At 63.8% G+C, this 18409-nt stretch carries 16 protein-coding genes; 4 read left to right on the top strand and 12 right to left on the bottom strand.

What is annotated here, in order from left to right; translation table 11 throughout:
• Positions 1-356: 356 nt before the first annotated feature.
• From DM872_RS24300 to DM872_RS24275, 6 genes are all read right to left on the bottom strand, one after another.
• On the bottom strand, positions 357-1328 hold the full coding sequence (locus tag DM872_RS24300) for a peptide ABC transporter ATP-binding protein (RefSeq protein WP_179061812.1): 972 nt from the start codon (positions 1326-1328) through the stop codon (positions 357-359).
• Positions 1325-2299 carry an ABC transporter ATP-binding protein gene (locus DM872_RS24295; protein ID WP_179061811.1) on the bottom strand — a complete coding sequence of 325 codons (975 nt, stop codon included), beginning with the start codon at positions 2297-2299 and terminating at the stop codon, positions 1325-1327. The genes DM872_RS24300 and DM872_RS24295 overlap by 4 nt, the downstream gene beginning before the upstream one ends.
• 141 nt (positions 2300-2440) lie before the next feature.
• Positions 2441-3337: an ABC transporter permease subunit gene (locus tag DM872_RS24290; protein WP_179061826.1), complete on the bottom strand. Its 897-nt coding sequence runs from the start codon at positions 3335-3337 to the stop codon at positions 2441-2443.
• 20 nt (positions 3338-3357) lie between these two features.
• The gene (locus DM872_RS24285; RefSeq protein WP_179061810.1) at positions 3358-4368 is read right to left on the bottom strand and encodes an ABC transporter permease subunit; all 1011 of its coding nucleotides are present in this window, start codon (positions 4366-4368) and stop codon (positions 3358-3360) included.
• 203 nt (positions 4369-4571) lie between these two features.
• Positions 4572-6146: an ABC transporter substrate-binding protein gene (locus DM872_RS24280; protein ID WP_373273740.1), complete on the bottom strand. Its 1575-nt coding sequence runs from the start codon at positions 6144-6146 to the stop codon at positions 4572-4574.
• Between the two features lie 289 nt (positions 6147-6435).
• Positions 6436-6999, bottom strand: coding sequence for a helix-turn-helix domain-containing protein (locus tag DM872_RS24275; RefSeq protein ID WP_179061808.1), 564 nt, complete (start codon positions 6997-6999; stop codon positions 6436-6438).
• A gap of 160 nt (positions 7000-7159) precedes the next feature.
• Here DM872_RS24275 and DM872_RS24270 point away from each other — a divergent pair, with 160 nt between their 5' ends.
• Entirely contained in the window at positions 7160-8377 is a 1218-nt protein-coding gene (locus tag DM872_RS24270; protein ID WP_179061807.1) for a M24 family metallopeptidase, read from the top strand.
• 145 nt (positions 8378-8522) lie between these two features.
• Here the strand turns inward: DM872_RS24270 and DM872_RS24265 are convergent, their stop codons facing one another.
• The 3 genes from DM872_RS24265 to DM872_RS24255 form a co-directional block, all read right to left on the bottom strand.
• Entirely contained in the window at positions 8523-10109 is a 1587-nt protein-coding gene (locus DM872_RS24265; RefSeq protein WP_179061806.1) for an ABC transporter substrate-binding protein, read from the bottom strand.
• A gap of 55 nt (positions 10110-10164) precedes the next feature.
• Positions 10165-11766, bottom strand: a complete 1602-nt coding sequence (locus DM872_RS24260) for an ABC transporter substrate-binding protein (RefSeq protein WP_179061805.1) — start codon at positions 11764-11766, stop codon at positions 10165-10167.
• A gap of 213 nt (positions 11767-11979) precedes the next feature.
• Entirely contained in the window at positions 11980-12696 is a 717-nt protein-coding gene (locus DM872_RS24255) for an SIMPL domain-containing protein (RefSeq protein ID WP_179061804.1), read from the bottom strand.
• Between the two features lie 344 nt (positions 12697-13040).
• On the opposite strand from DM872_RS24255, the gene DM872_RS24250 reads away from it, so the two are divergent.
• The 3 genes from DM872_RS24250 (at position 13041) to DM872_RS24240 (ending at position 16008) form a co-directional block, all read left to right on the top strand.
• Positions 13041-14297, top strand: a complete 1257-nt coding sequence (locus DM872_RS24250) for an ATP-binding protein (protein ID WP_179061803.1) — start codon at positions 13041-13043, stop codon at positions 14295-14297.
• A gap of 24 nt (positions 14298-14321) precedes the next feature.
• A complete protein-coding gene (locus tag DM872_RS24245) occupies positions 14322-14882 on the top strand; it encodes a response regulator transcription factor (RefSeq protein WP_179061802.1) in 561 nt (186 codons plus the stop codon).
• Between the two features lie 184 nt (positions 14883-15066).
• The gene (locus DM872_RS24240) at positions 15067-16008 is read left to right on the top strand and encodes an AEC family transporter (RefSeq protein ID WP_179061801.1); all 942 of its coding nucleotides are present in this window, start codon (positions 15067-15069) and stop codon (positions 16006-16008) included.
• A gap of 108 nt (positions 16009-16116) precedes the next feature.
• On the opposite strand, the gene DM872_RS24235 is transcribed toward DM872_RS24240, so the two are convergent.
• Genes DM872_RS24235 through gatB form a run of 3 tightly spaced genes read right to left on the bottom strand, consistent with a single transcriptional unit; the run spans position 16117 to position 18399 of the window.
• Positions 16117-16494, bottom strand: coding sequence for a carboxymuconolactone decarboxylase family protein (locus tag DM872_RS24235; protein WP_179061800.1), 378 nt, complete (start codon positions 16492-16494; stop codon positions 16117-16119).
• A gap of 13 nt (positions 16495-16507) precedes the next feature.
• Entirely contained in the window at positions 16508-16897 is a 390-nt protein-coding gene (locus DM872_RS24230) for a septal ring lytic transglycosylase RlpA family protein (RefSeq protein WP_179061799.1), read from the bottom strand.
• 56 nt (positions 16898-16953) lie between these two features.
• The gene (gene gatB / locus DM872_RS24225) at positions 16954-18399 is read right to left on the bottom strand and encodes an Asp-tRNA(Asn)/Glu-tRNA(Gln) amidotransferase subunit GatB (protein WP_179061798.1); all 1446 of its coding nucleotides are present in this window, start codon (positions 18397-18399) and stop codon (positions 16954-16956) included.
• Between the last annotated feature and the right edge of the window lie 10 nt (positions 18400-18409).

Raw genomic sequence — 18409 nt, 5'->3', positions numbered from 1 at the left:
CTGAGTTCGACGAAGCCCAACGTTCCCGGGCACGCTTCGCGCGCCTTGTTGGGCTTCGCTTCGCTCTGCGCCAACCTACGGGGTCGTGTCGCGGCCCTTGGCAGTGCTGCGGGATCTGTAGGTTGGGCTGAGTTCGACGAAGCCCAACGCTCCTGGGCACGCTTTGCGCGCCTTGTTGGGCTTCGCTTCGCTCTGCGCCAACCTACGGGGCCGCTTCGCGGCCCTTGGCGATGCTGCGTGAACTGTACTGTAGGTTGGTCTGAGCTCGACGAAGCCCAACGTTCCCGGGCACGCTTCGTGCGCCTTGTTGGGCTTCGCTCCGCTCTGCGCCAACCTACGGGGCCGCTGTGCGGCCTTCAAACGTTGATGGTTTCCACGTTGTGGCAGGCCACCTGGCGGGCGTCGAGCAGGCGCAGCTCCGGCACTTCCACCTTGCAGCGCTCGGTGGCGTAGGGGCAGCGCTTGTGGAAGGCGCAGCCGGATGGCGGGTTGAGCGGGTTGGGTAGTTCGCCGGTGATCTTGATCTTCGGCTTGCTCGGGTCCGGATGGATCGCCGGAGTGGCCGAGAGCAGGGCCTTGGTGTAAGGGTGCAGCGGACGCTCGTAGATCAGTTCGCTGGGGCCCATTTCCGCCGGGCGGCCGAGGTACATCACCAGCACGTCGTTGGCGACGTGGCGCACCACCGCGAGGTTGTGGGAGATGAACACGTAGCCTGTGTTGTAGCGCTCCTGCAGGTCCATGAAGAGGTTGAGCACCTGGGCCTGGATCGACACGTCCAGTGCTGAGGTGGGCTCGTCCGCCACCAGCACCTTGGGATTGAGCATCATGGCGCGGGCCAGGGCGATGCGCTGGCGCTGGCCACCGGAGAACATGTGTGGGTAGCGCTGGTAGTGCTCGGGGCGCAGGCCCACCTGCTGCATCATCGCCTGTACCTGCTCGCGGCGTTCGACGCGGGACAGGCCGGTGTTGATGACCAGCGGTTCGGCCAACTGGTCGCCGATCTTCTGCCTCGGGTTGAGCGAGGCGTAGGGGTTCTGGAAGACCATCTGCACATCACGGCGCAGCTGCTTGCGTTCGTCCTTGCTGGCCCCCGTCACTTCGTGGCCAGCGATCTGCAGTGAGCCGGAAGAAGGTACCTCGATCAGGGTCAGGGCGCGGGCCAGGGTGGATTTGCCGCAGCCCGACTCGCCGACCACGGCCAGCGTGCGGCCGGCCTCGAGTTCGAAGGACACCCCGTTGAGGGCGCGCACCAGGGCATGGGGCTTGAACAGGCCACGGGAGACTTCGTAGTGGCGGTGCAGGTCTCGGGCGGTCAATACGGCACTCATCGCGCCACCTCGATCAGGTTAAGGGGGTAGAAGCAGCGCACGGCGCCATGGGCGTGCGGGTCCAGGGTCGGGCGCTGGGCCACGCAGTTGGACTGGCCATAAGGGCAGCGCGGCGACAGCAGGCAGCCGTGGGGACGGTCATAGCGGCCGGGGACGATGCCGGGCAGGGTCGACAGGCGGTGAGCGCCCAGGCTGTGCTCGGGAATCGCCTTGAGCAGGGCTTCGGTATAGGGATGGGTGGGCTGGTCGAACAGGCGCGGCACTTCGCCGATTTCCACGGCCTGGCCGGCGTACATGACACAGACGCGGTCGGCGGTTTCGGCCACCACGGCCAGGTCATGGGTGATCAGCACCAGGGCCATGCCCTGGTCGCGCTGCAAGTCCAGCAGCAGGTCCATGATCTGCGCCTGGATGGTCACGTCCAGGGCGGTCGTGGGTTCGTCGGCGATCAGTAGCTTGGGCTCGGCGGCAATGGCCATGGCGATGGCCACGCGCTGGCTCATGCCCCCAGACAACTGGTGCGGATAGGCATCGAGACGGCTGGCGGCACCGGGTATTTCCACCCGTTCCAGCAGTTCCAGGGCGCGCTGGCGAGCGGCCTTGCCCTTCAGGCCCAGGTGTTGGCGCAGCACTTCTTCGATCTGGAAACCCACGGTGTAGCTGGGGTTGAGGGCGGTCATCGGGTCCTGGAAGACCATCGCCAGGTCCTTGCCAACGATGTGCCGACGCTGCTTGCCCTTGAGCTTGAGCATGTCGTGGCCGTCGAAGCGTAGGCTGTCGGCGGTGATGCGGCCGGGGGCGTCGATCAGGCCCATCAGCGCCATCATGGTCACCGACTTGCCGGAGCCGGACTCGCCAACGATGGCCAGCACCTCGCCCTTGTTCACTGAGATGTCGAGGCCGTCCACCACCGGGACGGCGTTGGCGTCGCCGAAGCGCACGCTGAGGTTCTTGATTTCAAGGAGGCTCATACGGCGGTCTCCGGGCAATTCGCAACGCTGGCACGCGGCGTTGTAGGAGCGAGCTTGCTCGCGAAGGGGGGCCGCAGGTTCGCCAGCAAGCTGGCTCCTACAAGGAGCTGACGCGGAATAGAGAGATTCATGGCGGGCTCCTCAGACTGCATTCTTGAGTTTCGGGTCCAGCGCATCGCGCAGGCCGTCGCCCATCAGGTTGATCGCCAGCACGCTGAGCAGGATGGTCAGGCCGGGCAGCGAAACCACCCACCAGGCGCGTTCGATGTAGTCGCGCGCGGAGGCCAGCATGGTGCCCCACTCGGGGGTGGGCGGCTGCACGCCGAGGCCAAGGAAGCCCAGGGCGGCGGCGTCGAGGATGGCCGAGGAGAAGCTCAGGGTGGCCTGGACGATCAGCGGCGCCATGCAGTTGGGCAGCACGGTGACGAACATCAGGCGCATCAGGCCGGCGCCGGCCAGGCGCGAGGCGGTGACGTAGTCGCGGTTCAGCTCGCCCATCACCGAGGCGCGGGTCAGGCGCACGTAGGAGGGCAGGGAGACGATGGCGATGGCGATCACGGTGTTGATCAGGCCTGGGCCGAGGATGGCGACGATGGCCACAGCCAGCAGCAGCGACGGCAGGGCCAGCATGATGTCCATCAGGCGCATGATCGATGGGCCCAGCAGTCGCGGGAAGAAACCCGCCACCAGGCCAAGGAGGATGCCGGGGATCAGCGACATCACCACCGAAGTCAAGCCGATCAGCAGGGACAGGCGGGCGCCGTGGATCAGACGCGAGAGCACGTCGCGGCCGAGTTCGTCGGTGCCGAGCAGGAACTGCGCCTGGCCGCCTTCCAGCCACACCGGAGGCGTCAGCAGGAAGTCGCGGAACTGCTCGCTCGGGTCATGGGGGGCGACCCAGGGCGCGAACAGGGCGCAGAAGACGATCAGGATCATGAAGGCGAGGCCGCCGACAGCACCCTTGTTGTGGGCGAAGGCCTTCCAGAATTCTTTGAGCGGCGACGGGTAGAGGACGCTCGGGTCGACCTGGGGTTGCATTGTGGTCACGTCAGGTCTCCTTAGCGTTGGTGGCGGATACGTGGGTTCACCAGGCCGTAGAGGATGTCCACGACGAAGTTCACCACGATCACGAGGCAGGCGATCAGCAGGATGCCGTTCTGCACCACCGGGTAGTCGCGGGCACCGATGGCTTCGATCAGCCACTTACCGATGCCTGGCCAGGAGAAGATGGTTTCGGTCAGCACCGCGCCGGCCAGCAGGGTGCCTACCTGCAGGCCGAACACGGTGAGCACCGGGATCAGCGCGTTGCGCAGGCCGTGGACGAAGACCACGCGGGCCGGCGACAGACCTTTGGCGCGAGCGGTACGCACGTAGTCTTCGCGCAGCACTTCGAGCATCGCCGAACGGGTCATGCGGGCGATCACCGCCAGTGGGATGGTGCCCAGCACGATGGCCGGCAGGATCAGGTGGCGCAGGGCATCGATGAAGGCGCCTTCCTCTTCGGAATACAGCGTGTCGATGAGCATGAAGCCGGTTTTCGGCTCGATGTCGTAGAGCAGGTCGATCCGCCCTGACACCGGCGTCCAGCCCAGCCACACGGAGAAGAACATGATCAGCAGCAGGCCCCACCAGAAGATCGGCATGGAGTAGCCCGCCAGGGAGATGCCCATCACGCCGTGGTCGAACAATGAGCCTCGCTTCAAGGCGGCGATCACGCCCGCCAGTACCCCGAGGGTGCCGGAGAAGATCAGCGCGGCGATGGCCAGTTCCAGGGTGGCGGGGAACAGGGTGAGGAACTCGTTCCAGACGCCTTCGCGGGTACGCAGCGATTCGCCCAGGTCGCCCTGTGCCAGCTTGCCGATGTAGTCCAGGTACTGTTCCGGCAGCGGTTTATTGAGGCCGAGGCGTTCCATGGCCTGGGCGTGCATTTCCGGGTCGACCCGACGTTCACCCATCATCACTTCCACCGGGTCGCCGGGAATCAGGCGGATCAGGGCGAAGGTGAGCAAGGTGACGCCGAAGAAGGTGGGGATCAGAAGCCCCAGTCGGCGTGCAATGAAACTCAGCATTTGGGCGAATCACTCCTCATCTTTGTAATGCTGGTCAGCGTGCTGACCATTCCCTGCAGTTTAGGCCGCATAGGTAAAGGCGCCGGTCCGAAGGCTCGGGAGACGGTGCCTTGCTTTTTCTTGTGGCAGGTGAAGAAACGCCTCGGCCGGTCTGGTGCCGGCTCGAAGGATGCGAAGAAGGCCGGTTTCCCGGCCTCGATCACTCAGCGTCCGTTGGAGACGCCATAGAAACTGTTGCGTCCGAAGGGGCTGATCAGGAAGTCCTTCACGCTGGCGCGCATCGGTTGATAGACCGTGGAGTGCGCGATGGGGGTGATCGGTACCTGTTGTTGCAGGACGTGCTGGGCCTGTTTGTACAGCTCGGTGCGTTTCTCCACGTCGGCGGTGGCCTTGGCGGCTTTCACCAGCTTGTCGTAGCCGGTGTCGCACCATTTGGAGAAGTTGTTGCCGTCCACCGAGTCGCAGCCGTAGAGGGTGCCGAGCCAGTTGTCCGGGTCACCGTTGTCGCCGGTCCAGCCGATCAGCATGGCGTCGTGCTCGCCGGCGTGGGCGCGCTTGATGTATTCGCCCCATTCGTAGCTGACGATGCGGGCCTTGATGCCCACCTTGGCCCAGTCGGCCTGGAGCATTTCGGCCATCAGTTTGGCGTTCGGGTTGTACGGACGCTGAACCGGCATGGCCCAGAGGGTGATTTCGGTGCCTTCCTTCACGCCGGCGGCTTTCAGCAGTTCCTTGGCCTTTTCCGGGTTGAAGTCGCGATCCTTGATGGTCTCGTCGTAGGACCACTGGGTCGGCGGCATGCCGTTCACGGCGAGCTGACCGGCGCCCTGGTAGACGGCGTCGATGATGGCTTTCTTGTTCACCGCCATGTCCAGCGCCTGGCGCACTTCGAGCTTGTCGAAGGGGGCGCGGGTGACGTTGTAGGCGATGTAGCCGAGGTTGAAGCCCGGCTCGCTCGGCACCAGCAGGTTCGGGTCCTTCTTCAGGGCCTCGATATCGGCGGGGCGCGGGTTGAGGGTGACCTGGCATTCACCGGCCTTGAGCTTCTGGGTACGCACCGAGGCGTCGGTGTTGATGGCGAAGATCAGGTTGTCGATCTTCACGTCTTCGGGCTTCCAGTAGTCCTTGTTGCCGGTGAAGCGGATCTGCGCGTCCTTCTGGTAGCGCTTGAGCACGAAGGGACCGGTGCCGATGGGCTTCTGGTTGATGTCGGCGGCCTTGCCGGCCTTGAGCAACTGGTCGGCGTATTCGGCGGACTGGATCGCGGCGAAGTTCATCGCCAGGTTCTGGATGAAGGCGGCATCCACCTCGTTCAGGGTGAAGGCCACGGTCATGTCGTCGACCATCTCCACCTTGGCGATGTTCTTGTCCAGGCCCATGTCGGTGAAGTAGGGGAATTCGGTGGGGTACGCCTTACGGAAGGGGTGGTTCTTGTCCAGCATGCGCTGGAAGGTGAACACCACGTCGTCGGCGTTGAACTCGCGAGTCGGCTTGAAGTAGTCGGTGGTGTGGAACTTCACGCCCGGGCGCAGGTGGAACACGTAGCGTTTGCCGTCTTCGCTGATGTCCCAGTTGCTGGCCAGGGTCGGCTCGACCTTGGTGCTGCCACGCTGGAACTGGGCAAGGCGGTTGAAGATTGTTTCCGAGGCTGCGTCGAAGTCGGTGCCGGTGGTGTACTGGCCCGGGTCGAAGCCGGCGGGGCTGCCCTCGGAGCAGAAGACCAGGTTGCTGGCGGCGTGGGTGAAGCCTGAGCCGAGGATGAGACCAGCGGCAATCATGGACTTGAGCGCGGTTTTCTGACGCATGCGAACCTCGTTGTTGTTTTTCTGAGGGCGGCATATCAGGTGTTGAAGCCTGCGGTGTCTTTTGCACCTGACCCTGCGACTTCGTGGGCCGCAGGTTGCCCGTCATTCGCGAGCCGGGGCCGTAGATCGGTGTTCCCGGGCGGGCGATGGCGGCGAAGGAAGAAGGAGTACTTGCGCCTCCGCCGGCCGAGGCCGAACTTAAGTGATGCTGAAATTAAGGTCAACTTAAATTCAGTGGCGCTTACTTCCGAAAACCGACCGGTCAGGGGGTGGCGTGGTCGTCGAAAAGACCCATGGTGGTGACGGTCAGCACCTCGGCCACTTCTTCGCCGGAATTAGCGAGAAAGTGCGGTTTGGCTGCGTCGAAATGCACCGAGTCTCCCGGCCCTAGGGGATAGTTGCGGCCTTCGATGGTGTAGACGATCTGCCCGGCCAGCACATACGCGAACTCGGCGCCTTCATGGGAAATGAGTTCGGACTGGTAGCCCACCGGCATGCTCATCTTCACCGCGTTGATCAGGTTGCCGGGAAAGTTGCTGGACAGGCGCTCGTAGGCCAGCGGCTGGCCGCCGATGGTGTAGCGCACGCGCTGGCCCTGGTGGGAGTCGGGCTGGTGCTGGAGAGGCTGGTCGAACAGGGCGTTGAGCGGAATACCCAGGGATTTGGCGATGTTCGCCAGGGAAGAGATCGACACGCCGGTGAGGTTGCGCTCCGCCTGGGACAGGAAGCTGGCCGTGAGACCCGACTCGGCGGCGACTTGGTTCAGCGTCTTGTTGGCGGCGCGGCGATAGCGGCGCAACCGTTCGCCGATCTGTTCTACGGTCATTGGTGTGGCTCTTGTTTGAAGGGCGCCAGTATAACGGGCGGCGCATTGTAGAAAAGGCTTGTCGCTTTATTGAAAATTAAGTGTGACTGAAAAATAGCATTGACGGCTATTTAAGTGGAACTTAAATTCGGCGCACTGCAACTCGACTCGGGAGAAAGAAATGACAGTGGGTGTAGGTGGCAAGACTCCGGAACAGGCGCTGGCCGAACTGTCGAACATGGTTGCGGGCATGGGCCCCATCGGCCTGGACGAGTACCACGCGCGCATCGCCAAGGCCCAGGGCCTGATGCGTAACCAGGGCATCGCGGCCATCTACCTGAACGCCGGCAGCAACCTGCGCTACTTCACCGGGGTGAAGTGGAGCCCGAGCGAACGCATGGTCGGTGCCGTGCTTCCTGCCAATGGCCAGCTGGCCTACATCGCCCCCGCGTTCGAGGAAGGCACCATCCGCGATTTCCGCGAGGTGGACGGAGTTATCCACACCTGGCAGGAACACGAAAGCCCCTATCGCCTGTTGCTGGAGATGCTGGCCGGCATGGGCATCGCCGCCGATGCCAAGGTGGGCCTGTGCCCGTCGCTGGCCTTCTTCATGTACGACGGCATCCGTCGTCTCGGCTCGGACTTCGATTTCGTCGATGCGGCCTGCGTTATCAACCCGTGCCGCTTCCACAAGTCGGCTACCGAACTGGCGCTGATGCAGCGTGCCAAGGACATGACCCTGGAAGTGCACAAGGCCGCCGCCAGCATCCTGCGCGAGGGTATCAGCACCACGGAGGTGGCCGAGTTCATCCAGCAGGCGCACCGCAAGGTGGGCGCGCCGGGGTCGACCTTCTGCATCGTGCTGTTCGGTGAGGCCAGCGCGTTCCCGCACGGCGTGAAGCATGCGCAGGTACTCAAGGACGGCGACATGGTGCTGATCGACACCGGTTGCCAGCTCCACGGCTACCAGTCGGATATCACCCGCAGCTATGTGTTCGGCGTGCCGAGCGAACGCCAGCGTGCGCTCTGGAATCTGGAGAAGGCCGCGCAGCAGGCCGCCTTCGATGCCGCTCGTCCTGGCGAACCCTGCGGCTCGGTCGACGCCGCCGCGCGCCGTTGCCTGGAAGCTGGCGGCCTGGGACCGGACTACCAACTGCCGGGCCTGCCGCACCGCACCGGTCATGGCATCGGCATGGACATCCACGAAGGGCCCTACCTGGTGCGTGGCGACGAGACGCGGCTGGCCGAGGGCATGTGCTTCTCCAACGAGCCGATGATCTGCGTGCCGGGCGAGTTCGGCATTCGCTTGGAGGATCACTTCTACATGACGGCGTCCGGGCCGCGTTGGTTTACCCAGCCGAGCCATTCCATCGACGATCCGTTTGGGGTGGAGGCGTAGCTAGCAGCCCTGGGCCTGCACGGACAGCTCCCTCTCCCTCTGGGAGAGGGTTGGGGTGAGGGCGGTCTAGGCCCGCTCGGACTCCAAAGGGCAGACCTGCGGTCTGCTTAGCGAATGAATTCGCCCCCACAGGCGTCTCGCCAACCTACTTCGCCAGTTTCACCTTCGCGAAATTGTTCGAGCCCATCGGGTTCAGCTGGAATCCCTCCACCCCTTTGCGCACGGCGGCAAATTGCTTGGGATGCGCGAGGGGAATCCACGGCGCCTGTTCGTGGAAGATCGCCAGGGCCTGGCGATAGAGTTCGGCGCGGCGGGCCGGGTCGGTGATGGCGCGGGCTTCGCGGATCAGGCGGTCGAAGTCCTGGTTGCACCAGCCGGCCTGGTTCTCGCCGGATTTCGCGGCGGCACAGGACAAGTTCGGGGTAAGGAAGTTGTCCGGGTCGCCGTTGTCGCCGGCCCAGCCCATGAACACCAGATCGTGTTCACCATTCTTGGCGCGCTTGATCAGTTCGCCCCATTCAAAGACGCGAATCTCTGCCTTGATGCCGATGGCGGCCAGGTCGGCCTGGAGCATCTGCGCACCAATGCCTGGGTTGGGGTTGGTCGGGCCGCCACCCGGGCGGGTCCAGATGGCCAGTTTGAAACCGTCCTTGTGGCCGGCTTCGGCCAGTAGCTGGCGAGCCTTCTCTGGATCATGGGGCCAGGGCGCGATCTTGTCGTTGAAGCCCAACAGGGTGGCCGGGTAGGGCGCGACTGAGAGGCTGGCGTTGCCTTCGCCGAACTGCGCCCGCAGATAGGCGCGGGTGTCGAAGGCGAGGTTGATGGCCTGGCGCACGCGAACGTCATCCAAGGGTGGATGGCGGGTGTTGATGCCGACGTAGGCGGTGAGCAAGGAGTCCAGCTCAAGAACCTGCAGCTCAGGTTCCTGGCGCAGGGCGGCGATGTCGGTGGGGCGCGGATACACGGCGATCTGGCAGGCGCCGGCCTTGAGCTGTTGTACGCGCACGTTGGGATCGGGGGTGATGGCGAACAGCAGCTTGTCCACAGCCGGCTTGCCCGCCCAGTAGGTCGGGTTGGCGTGGAAGCGGATCTGCGCGTCCTTGCGGTAGCGCTCGAAGACGAAGGGGCCGGTGCCCACCGGTTCGCGGTTGAGCTGGTCCGCCTTGCCGGCCTTGAGCAACTGGTCGGCGTACTCGGCCGAGTAGATGGAGGTGAAGCCCATGGCGAGGTCGGCGAGGAAGGGCGCCTCAGGGTGCTTCAGGGTAAAGCGGACGCGGTGCTCGCCGAGTTTCTCGATCCGCTCGATCAATTGAGCGAAGGCCATGGATTCGGCATAGGGAAACCCACGCGGGGACAGCTTGTGCCAGGGATGAGCGGCGTCCAGCTGGCGCTGGAAGCTCCAGAGCACATCGTCGGCATTGAAGTCGCGGCTGGGGGTGAACCAGGGCGTGCTGTGGAAGGTGACGCCCTTGCGTAACTCGAATTCGTAGGTGAGGCCGTCGGGGCTGATGGTCCAGCTTTCCGCCAGGCCCGGTTGCAGCCGGGTGGTGCCGGGAGCGAACTGCACCAGGCGGTCGAAAACGGTTTCGGCCGAGGCGTCGGCCGTGGTGGCCGCGGTGTACTGGATGATGTCGAAGCCTTCGGGGCTGGCTTCGGTGCAGACCACCAGGGATTGGCTGGCCATTGCATGGAGGGGAAGGCAGAGAGCGAGGGACAGCAGGCTTCGACGCATCGGGCTTCCTTATGGACTGTAAAGAAAACGGGGCCCGAAGGCCCCGTTTGCCGGCTTACTTGCCGACGCTCACGCCATAGAAGGAGTTGAGCGCGAACGGGCTGATCTTGAAGTCCTGCACGTTCTTGCGCATCGGTTGATAGACAGTGGAGTGGGCGATCGGGGTGATCGGCACGTTGTCTTTCAGGATGTGCTGGGCCTGTTTGTACATCTCGGTGCGTTTCGCGACGTCGCTGGTGGCCTTGGCGGCTTTCACCAGCTTGTCGTAGCTGGCATCGCACCATTTGGAGAAGTTGTTGCCGTCGACGGCGTCGCAGCCGTAGAGGGTGCCCAGCCAATTGTCCGGGTCACCGTTGTCGCCGCTCCAGCCGATCAGCATGGCGTCGTGCTCGCCGCCCTTGGCGCGCTTGATGTACTCGCCCCATTCGTAGGTGACGATCTTGGCCTTGATGCCCACCTTGGCCCAGTCGGACTGGAGCATTTCGGCCATCAGCTTGGCATTGGGGTTGTACGGACGCTGAACCGGCATGGCCCACAGGGTGATCTCGGTGCCTTCGGCAACGCCGGCGGCTTTCAGCAGTTCCTTGGCCTTGTCCGGGTTGTAGCCGGCGTCCTTGATGGACTCGTCGTAGGACCACTGGGTCGGCGGCATGCCGTTCACGGCGAGCTGACCGGCGCCCTGGTAAACGGCATCGATGATTGCTTTCTTGTTCACCGCCATGTCCAGCGCCTGGCGCACTTCAAGCTTGTCGAACGGCTTGTGGGTGACGTTGTAGGCGATGTAGCCGAGGTTGAAGCCCGGCTGCGACGGCATGTTCAGGTTGGCGTCCTTCTTCAGCGCGTCCAGGTCGGCCGGACGTGGGAAGAGGGTGACCTGGCATTCGCCGGCCTTGAGCTTCTGCATGCGCACCGAAGCGTCGGTGTTGATGGCGAAGATCAGGTTGTCGATCTTCACGTCGCCAGGCACCCAGTAATCCTTGTTGCCCTTGAAGCGAATTTGCGCGTCTTTCTGGTAGCGGCTGAAGACGAAGGGGCCGGTGCCGATGGGCTTCTGGTTGATGTCGGCGGCCTTGCCAGCCTTGAGCAGCTGGTCGGCGTATTCGGCGGACTGGATGGACGCGAAGCTCATGGCCAGGTTCTGGATGAAGGCGGCATCCACGCCATTGAGGGTGAACTTGACGGTGCTGTCGTCGACCTTCTCCACCTTGGCGATGTTGGCGTCCATGCCCATGTCGGTGAAGTAGGGGAATTCGGTGGGGTACGCCTTGCGGAACGGATGGTCCTTGTCGAGCATGCGCTGGAAGGTGAAGAGCACGTCGTCGGCGTTGAAGTCGCGGGTCGGCTTGAAGTAGTCGGTGGTGTGGAACTTCACGCCCTTGCGCAGGTGGAAGGTGTAGTTGAGGCCGTCGGGGGATACGTCCCACTTCTCGGCTAGCCCGGGGATTACCGCGGTGCCGCCACGCTCGAACTGGGTCAGGCGGTTGAAGACGGTTTCAGCGGCGGCGTCGAAATCGGTGCCGGTGGTGTATTGGCCCGGATCGAAACCGGCGGGGCTGCCTTCGGAGCAGAACACCAGGTTGCTTGCAGCGCTGGCGAAAGGTGCGCTGGCGATCAGCCCAGCCGCGACAAGTGCCTGGATGACGGCGTTTTTACGCATGTTGACCTCATATTTATTCTGTTTGTCATCGTGAGGGGCCCTTTGTGGGGGCCTTGCGAGAAGCTATGCAGGGCATATGCCCGACGCAATAGCTGGACGGGAAAGAGTGTAGTCGGCGGAATAAAGCTGTAAGGCCTTGTCGCAATTCTGCAAATCCAGGCCGCGGGAGAGGAAAGGGCGCCGCCCCGGAAAACGGCGGCGCCCGATGCCGGATCAGGGCATTTGCACTTCGATGGTGCCGTCAGCGCTGACGCTGACGCGGCTGGTGCCGGCTTCGATCTCGGGGGCGGCGGCGCCGTCGGCGTAACCCTTGGCAGCCATGGCGCGCATCATGATCGGTTGCGGCGGTTGGAAGCCGGCGCTGTTCAGGTTCAGGTTCACCAGCTTGTAGCCTTTGCCACCGAGGGCGTTGGTGGCCAGCTGGGCGCGGGCCTTGAAGGCGTCCACGGCCTGCTTGATCAGCTCGTCTTCGTGGGTCTTGCGGGTCTTCTCGGCGATGCTGAAGTTCATCCCCGCCATCTTCAGGTCACCCAACATGTCGGCGCTGAGTTGGGACAGCGTGGCGAAATCGGCGCTCTCCAGGCGAAGCTCCGCGCGCTCGCGCCAGGCGGTGATCTTCTGGCCCTTCTCGTCGTACACCGGGTAGCTGTTGCGGCTGCCCAGGCTGACGGTTACGCCCTTGGTCTTGCGGGCCTTTTCAACGGCGGCATTGAGGGAGCGGGTGATCTCGTCGGCGAGCTTGGCGGGGTCGGTGTTCTGCGACTCGCTGTAGAGGGTGACGTGCATCAGGTCATGGGCCACTTCCTGGCTGACCTCGGCGCGCACGGCCACCTGGTTGTAGTGCACTTCGTCAGCGGCCTGGGCCGAGAGGCTGCCGAGGCTGGCGGCGCAAAGGGCGAGGGCGGCGGCGAGGCGAGTGAACTTGGGCATGACAACTCCTTGTGGGACAGGTTGCCGCGCGGGTTGCGCGGTGATTCTCCGTATTGGACGAGGGTAAACGGCCATTCGGGTTAACAGCGACGCAAATTGACCAGAAATCGGGACGGATGTTCCAGAGTGGCGGTGGCTAAGTGCCGTGTGGGGGCGAATTCATTCTCTATGCAGGTCGCAGGCCTGCCCGGATGGTGTGGGCCGCTCCGCGTCCCTTAGCGAATGAATTCGCCCCCACAGAAGTTCCCTAAACGTCCCCGGCGCGGATCTGCTGCGGCGAGTTGCCGCACAGAGGCGGTGCGGCACGTGCCTTGGTTATACTCCGGCGATTCCTGGGAGTGTCCATGCTAGAACCCGTACAACTACTGTCTGCCAGCCGCCAGAACCTCCTGCGGCTGACCCTGATCCGCATCCTCGTCCTGGCCGCCCAGGCCGGTTCGGTGGGCCTTGCCTACAAGGCTCAACTGCTGCAGTTGCCCTGGATCGCCCTGAGCCTGACCCTCGGCGTCTCGCTGGTGCTTTGCGTCGGCACGGCATTGCGCCTGCGCGGCCCCTGGCCGGTGACGGAGCTGGAATACTCGGTCCAGCTCGGCTTCGACCTGGTTATCCACAGCGTGCTGCTGTATTTCTCCGGGGGCTCCACCAACCCCTTCGTCTCCTATTACCTCGTGCCGCTGACCATCGCCGCAGCGACGCTGCCCTGGCTCTATACGCTCACCCTCGCCGGCCTCGCCCTGGCGGCCTACACGCTGCTGCTGGTGCTGTTCCATCCCTTGGAGATGCCCACCGGCCAGCGGGAATCCCTGCTGATTTATGGCATGTGGCTGAGCTTCGCCCTGGCCGCGGCGCTGATCACCTTCTTCGTGGCCCGCATGGCCGAAGAACTGCGCCGGCAGGACCAGTCGCAGGCGGTGCGTCGCGAGGAAAGCATGCGCGACCAGCAACTGCTGGCCGTGGCCACCCAGGCCGCCGGTGCCGCCCATGAGCTCGGCACCCCGCTGGCGACCATGAGCGTGCTGCTCAAGGAGCTGCGCCAGGAGTATGGCGACAAGCCCGGCCTGCAGGACGACCTCGCCCTGCTGCAGGAGCAGGTGATGCTCTGCAAGGACACCCTGCAGCATCTGGTGCGCGCCGCCGAGGCGGATCGTCGCCAGGCGGTGGTGGAGCAGTCGGTGATCGAATGGCTGGAGGTCACCCTCAATCGCTGGCACCTGATGCGCCCTGAAGCGACCTATCGCTACCAGTGCATGGGCCTCGGTGTGGCGCCCCGGCTGAAGCCGCCAGCGGACCTGAGCCAAGCGCTGCTGAATCTGCTCAATAACGCTGCTGATGCCTGCCCGGAAAAGCTCGACATCCGCGTGAACTGGGATCATCAGTGGATGATCCTGACCATCCGTGATCACGGTGCCGGCGTCCCCCTGGCAATTGCCGAACAGATTGGCCGGCCTTTCTTCACCACCAAAGGCAAGGGCTTCGGCCTTGGCCTGTTCCTGAGCCAGGCCAGCGTTACCCGAGCCGGCGGTACGGTTAAACTTTATAACCATGAAGAAGGCGGCACCCTGACCGAGTTGCGTCTGCCGCGCAGCTACGGCGTCGCCTGAGTGCCTTGACGAAGAGGAAGCGAGATGACTGACGAACCCCTGATCGAAGGCGAAGAACAACCCCATCTGCTGCTGGTGGACGACGACGCCACCTTCACCCGTGTGATGGCCCGGGCGATGGCCCGTCGCGGCCTGCGCGTTTCGGTTGCCGGCTCCGCTGAAGAAGGCCTGGTGCTGGCCAAGGATGACCTGCCCGACTACGCCGTGCTCGACCTGAAGATGGACGGGGATTCCGGCCTGGTGCTGCTGCCCAAGCTGCTGGAGCTGGACCCGGAAATGCGCGTGGTGATTCTTACCGGCTATTCGAGCATCGCCACCGCCGTGGAAGCCATCAAGCGTGGTGCCACCAACTACCTGTGCAAGCCGGCTGACGCCGACGATGTGCTGACGGCGCTGCTCTCGGAGCACGCCGACCTGGACAGCCTGGTGCCGGAAAACCCGATGTCGGTGGATCGCCTGCAGTGGGAGCACATCCAGCGTGTGCTGGCCGAGCATGACGGCAACATCTCCGCCACTGCCCGCGCCCTGGGCATGCACCGCCGGACCTTGCAGCGCAAACTGCAGAAGCGTCCTGTGCGCCGCTGATCGCACGCATTCGCTTGTTCTTTGTGGGGGCGAATTCATTCGCTAAGCAGGCCGTAGGCTTGCCCTGAGGTCCTTTGGGGACACTGCGTGTCCCTTGGCGAATGAATTCGCCCCTACAAGGTAATTTCCCCTCCGCTATTGGTATCCTTAGCCGCCTAACTATTTCCGCCGCCAAGGTTGCCCCATGCTCGCCGTCGTCCAGCAGACCCTCAGCATCACCGCGCCGGTGTTTTCCATGCTGTTCCTGGGTGTTGGCCTCAAGCGCCTGCGCTGGATCGACGACTCCTTCATCAACACCGCGTCGTCGCTGGTGTTCAAGGGCACGATGCCGACCCTGCTGTTCCTCGGGATCGTCCAGGCGGACCTGCGCACGGCATTGCAGCCGGCGCTGCTCGCCTACTTCGTCGCAGCGACGATCCTCTGCTTTTTGCTTGGTTGGGGCTGGGCCATCCTGCGCTGTCCGGTGGAGGATCGCGGCATCTACACTCAGGGCGCCTTCCGCGGTAACAACGGCATTGTCGGCCTGGCCCTGGCCACCAGCATGTACGGCGACTACGGCCTGTCAGTGGGCAGTATCCTCGGCGCGGTGGTGATCCTCAGCTACAACACCCTCTCGTCGATCGTCCTGGCGATCTACAGTCCGAATGCCAAGAGTGACCCGCTGAGCCTCGCCAGAAGCATCATCAGCAACCCGCTGATCATCGGCGTACTGGTGGCGATTCCGGTCGCGTACTGGGAATTGCCGCTGCCGAAATGGCTGATGACCTCGGGCGAATACTTCGCGCAGATGACCCTGCCACTGGCGCTGATCTGCATCGGTGGCACCCTCTCGCTGGCGTCCCTGCGCTCCAGCGGCAAGATCGCCGTCAGTGCCAGCCTGATGAAAATGGTCTGGCTGCCGATCCTGGCGACCTTCGGCGCCTGGCTGTGCGGGTTCCGCGAGGCGGACCTGGCGATCCTCTTCCTCTACTTCGCCAGCCCGACCGCGGCGGCAAGTTTCGTAATGGCTCGTGCGGTGAACGCCAACCATGAGCTGGCGGCGGCCATCATCGTGATGACCACTCTGGCGGCCGTGGTGACCACCAATATCGGCCTTTTCCTGTTGCAGTGGGCTGGCTGGATCTGAGCAGTAGGGTGGGCTTCAGCCCACGCTGTTTATTGAGGGTGGGCTTGGGCGAAGGCAGGGCAAGGTGGGCTGAAGCGGAACGCCGCCCGGCTCACCCTACGAAAAATGTCAGGCCTTCTGGTAGCCGTCGATGACTTCCTGCGCGGCGCGGAAGGCATCGATAGCGGCAGGGACGCCTGCGTAGACGGCGCAGTGCAGCAGCGCTTCACGGATTTCCTCCACCGTGCAGCCATTGTTCAGCGCGCCTCGCACATGGCCCTTCAGCTCTTGCGGGCACTTCAGCGCGGTGAGCGCGGCGAGGGTGATCAGGCTGCGGGTCTTGCGCGGCAGGCCTTCGCGGTTCCAGACACCACCCCAGGCATGTTCGTTGACGAAGTCCTGCAGCGGCTGGGTGAACTCGGTGGCATTGCCCAGGGCGCGGTCGACGAAGGCGTCGCCCATGACTTCGCGGCGCACTTGCAGTCCGGGTTTGCGTTCTTCGCTCATTGTGATTCTCCAGTCAGTCGAGGGATTCCACGCGCACGGGGGCCACGCCGGCCCGCAGCATACCCAGCCGTTCGGCCGCTTCGCGCGACAGGTCGATGATCCGGCCACGGATATGCGGGCCGCGATCGTTGATGCGAACCACCACCGTGCGGTCGTTATTGAGGTTGGTCACTTTCACCCGGGTACCGAAAGGCAGCGTGCGATGGGCGGCCGTGAGGGCATGCTGGTCGAAGCGCTCTCCACTTGCCGTGCGCCGACCATGGTGGCGGGAGCCGTAATAGGAGGCCTTGCCTTCGGCGCGATAGCCGTGGCCGGACGTGCTGTCACCGCCACCAAAGGGGGAGGTGCTGCAACCTGCGAGCAGAAGGGCGAACGTGGGAACCCAGAACGGGGATCGAAACATCGTGCATGCCTCGGACAAGAAAACGCCGGGCATGCCCGGCGTCCTCAAAGGGTGTTTCAGCCTTCGAGCTTCTTCTTGAGCAAATCGTTCACTTGGCCGGGGTTGGCCTTACCCTTGGAAGCCTTCATCGCCTGACCGACGAAGAAGCCGAACATCTTGCCGCGCTTGGCTTCGTCGCTGGCGCGATACTGCTCGACCTGGGCGGCGTTGGCAGCCAGCACTTCGTCCAGCATGGAATCGATGGCACCGGTGTCGGTGACCTGCTTCAGGCCCTTCTTCTCGATGATCTCGTCGGCAGAACCTTCGCCGGCGGCCATGGCTTCGAAGACCATCTTGGCGATCTTGCCGGAGATGGTGTTGTCCTTGATGCGCAGGATCATGCCGCCCAGGTGCTCGGCGGAAACCGGCGATTGCTCGATCTCCAGGCCGTCCTTGTTGAGCAGGCTGGAGAGCTCACCCATCACCCAGTTGGCGGCCAGCTTGGCGTCGCCGCAGACCGATTGGACGGCCTCGAAGTAATCGGCCAATTCGCGGCTGGCAGCGAGCACCGTGGCGTCGTAGGTGGATAGGCCGAACTGGCTCTCGAAGCGTTCGCGCTTCTGCACCGGCAGCTCCGGCAACTGGGCGCGCACCTCGTCGAGGAAGCTCTGCTCGATCACCACTGGCAGCAGGTCGGGGCAGGGGAAGTAACGGTAGTCGTTGGCTTCTTCCTTGCTGCGCATGGAGCGGGTTTCGTCCTTGTTCGGGTCGTACAGGCGAGTTTCCTGTACCACCTTGCCACCATCCTCGATCAGCTCGATCTGACGCTGGATCTCGTGGTTGATGGCCTTTTCGATGAAGCGGAACGAGTTGACGTTCTTGATCTCGGCGCGGGTGCCGAAGGCTTCCTGGCCTTTCGGGCGAACCGAGACGTTGCAGTCGCAACGCAGGGAGCCTTCGGCCATGTTGCCGTCGCAGATGCCGAGGTAGCGGACCAGGGCGTGGATGGCCTTGACATAGGCCACCGCTTCCTTGGCACTGCGGATGTCCGGCTCGGAAACGATTTCCAGCAGAGGGGTGCCCGCGCGGTTCAGGTCGATGCCACTCATGCCGTGGAAGTCTTCGTGCAGGCTCTTGCCGGCGTCTTCTTCCAGGTGTGCGCGGGTAATGCCGATGCGCCGGACGGTGCCGTCTTCCAGAGTAATGTCCAGGTGGCCCTTGCCGACGATCGGCAGGTCCATCTGGCTGGTCTGGTAGCCCTTGGGCAGGTCCGGATAGAAGTAGTTCTTGCGGGCGAAGACGTTCTTCCCGGCGATTTCGGCGTCGATGGCCAGGCCGAACTTGCAGGCCATGCGAACCGCTTCGGCGTTCAACACCGGAAGGGTGCCGGGCATGCCGAGGTCAACCAGGCTGGCCTGGGTGTTGGGCTCGGCGCCGAAGGTCGTGGCGCTGCCGGAGAAAATCTTCGATTGGGTGCTGAGCTGTGCGTGGATTTCCAGCCCGATCACTGTTTCCCATTGCATGTGAGTGGTC

This window comes from Pseudomonas taiwanensis, assembly GCF_013393345.1.
Taxonomy (GTDB): domain Bacteria; phylum Pseudomonadota; class Gammaproteobacteria; order Pseudomonadales; family Pseudomonadaceae; genus Metapseudomonas; species Metapseudomonas resinovorans_C.
This window is presented reverse-complemented; position numbering and strand designations above follow the sequence as displayed.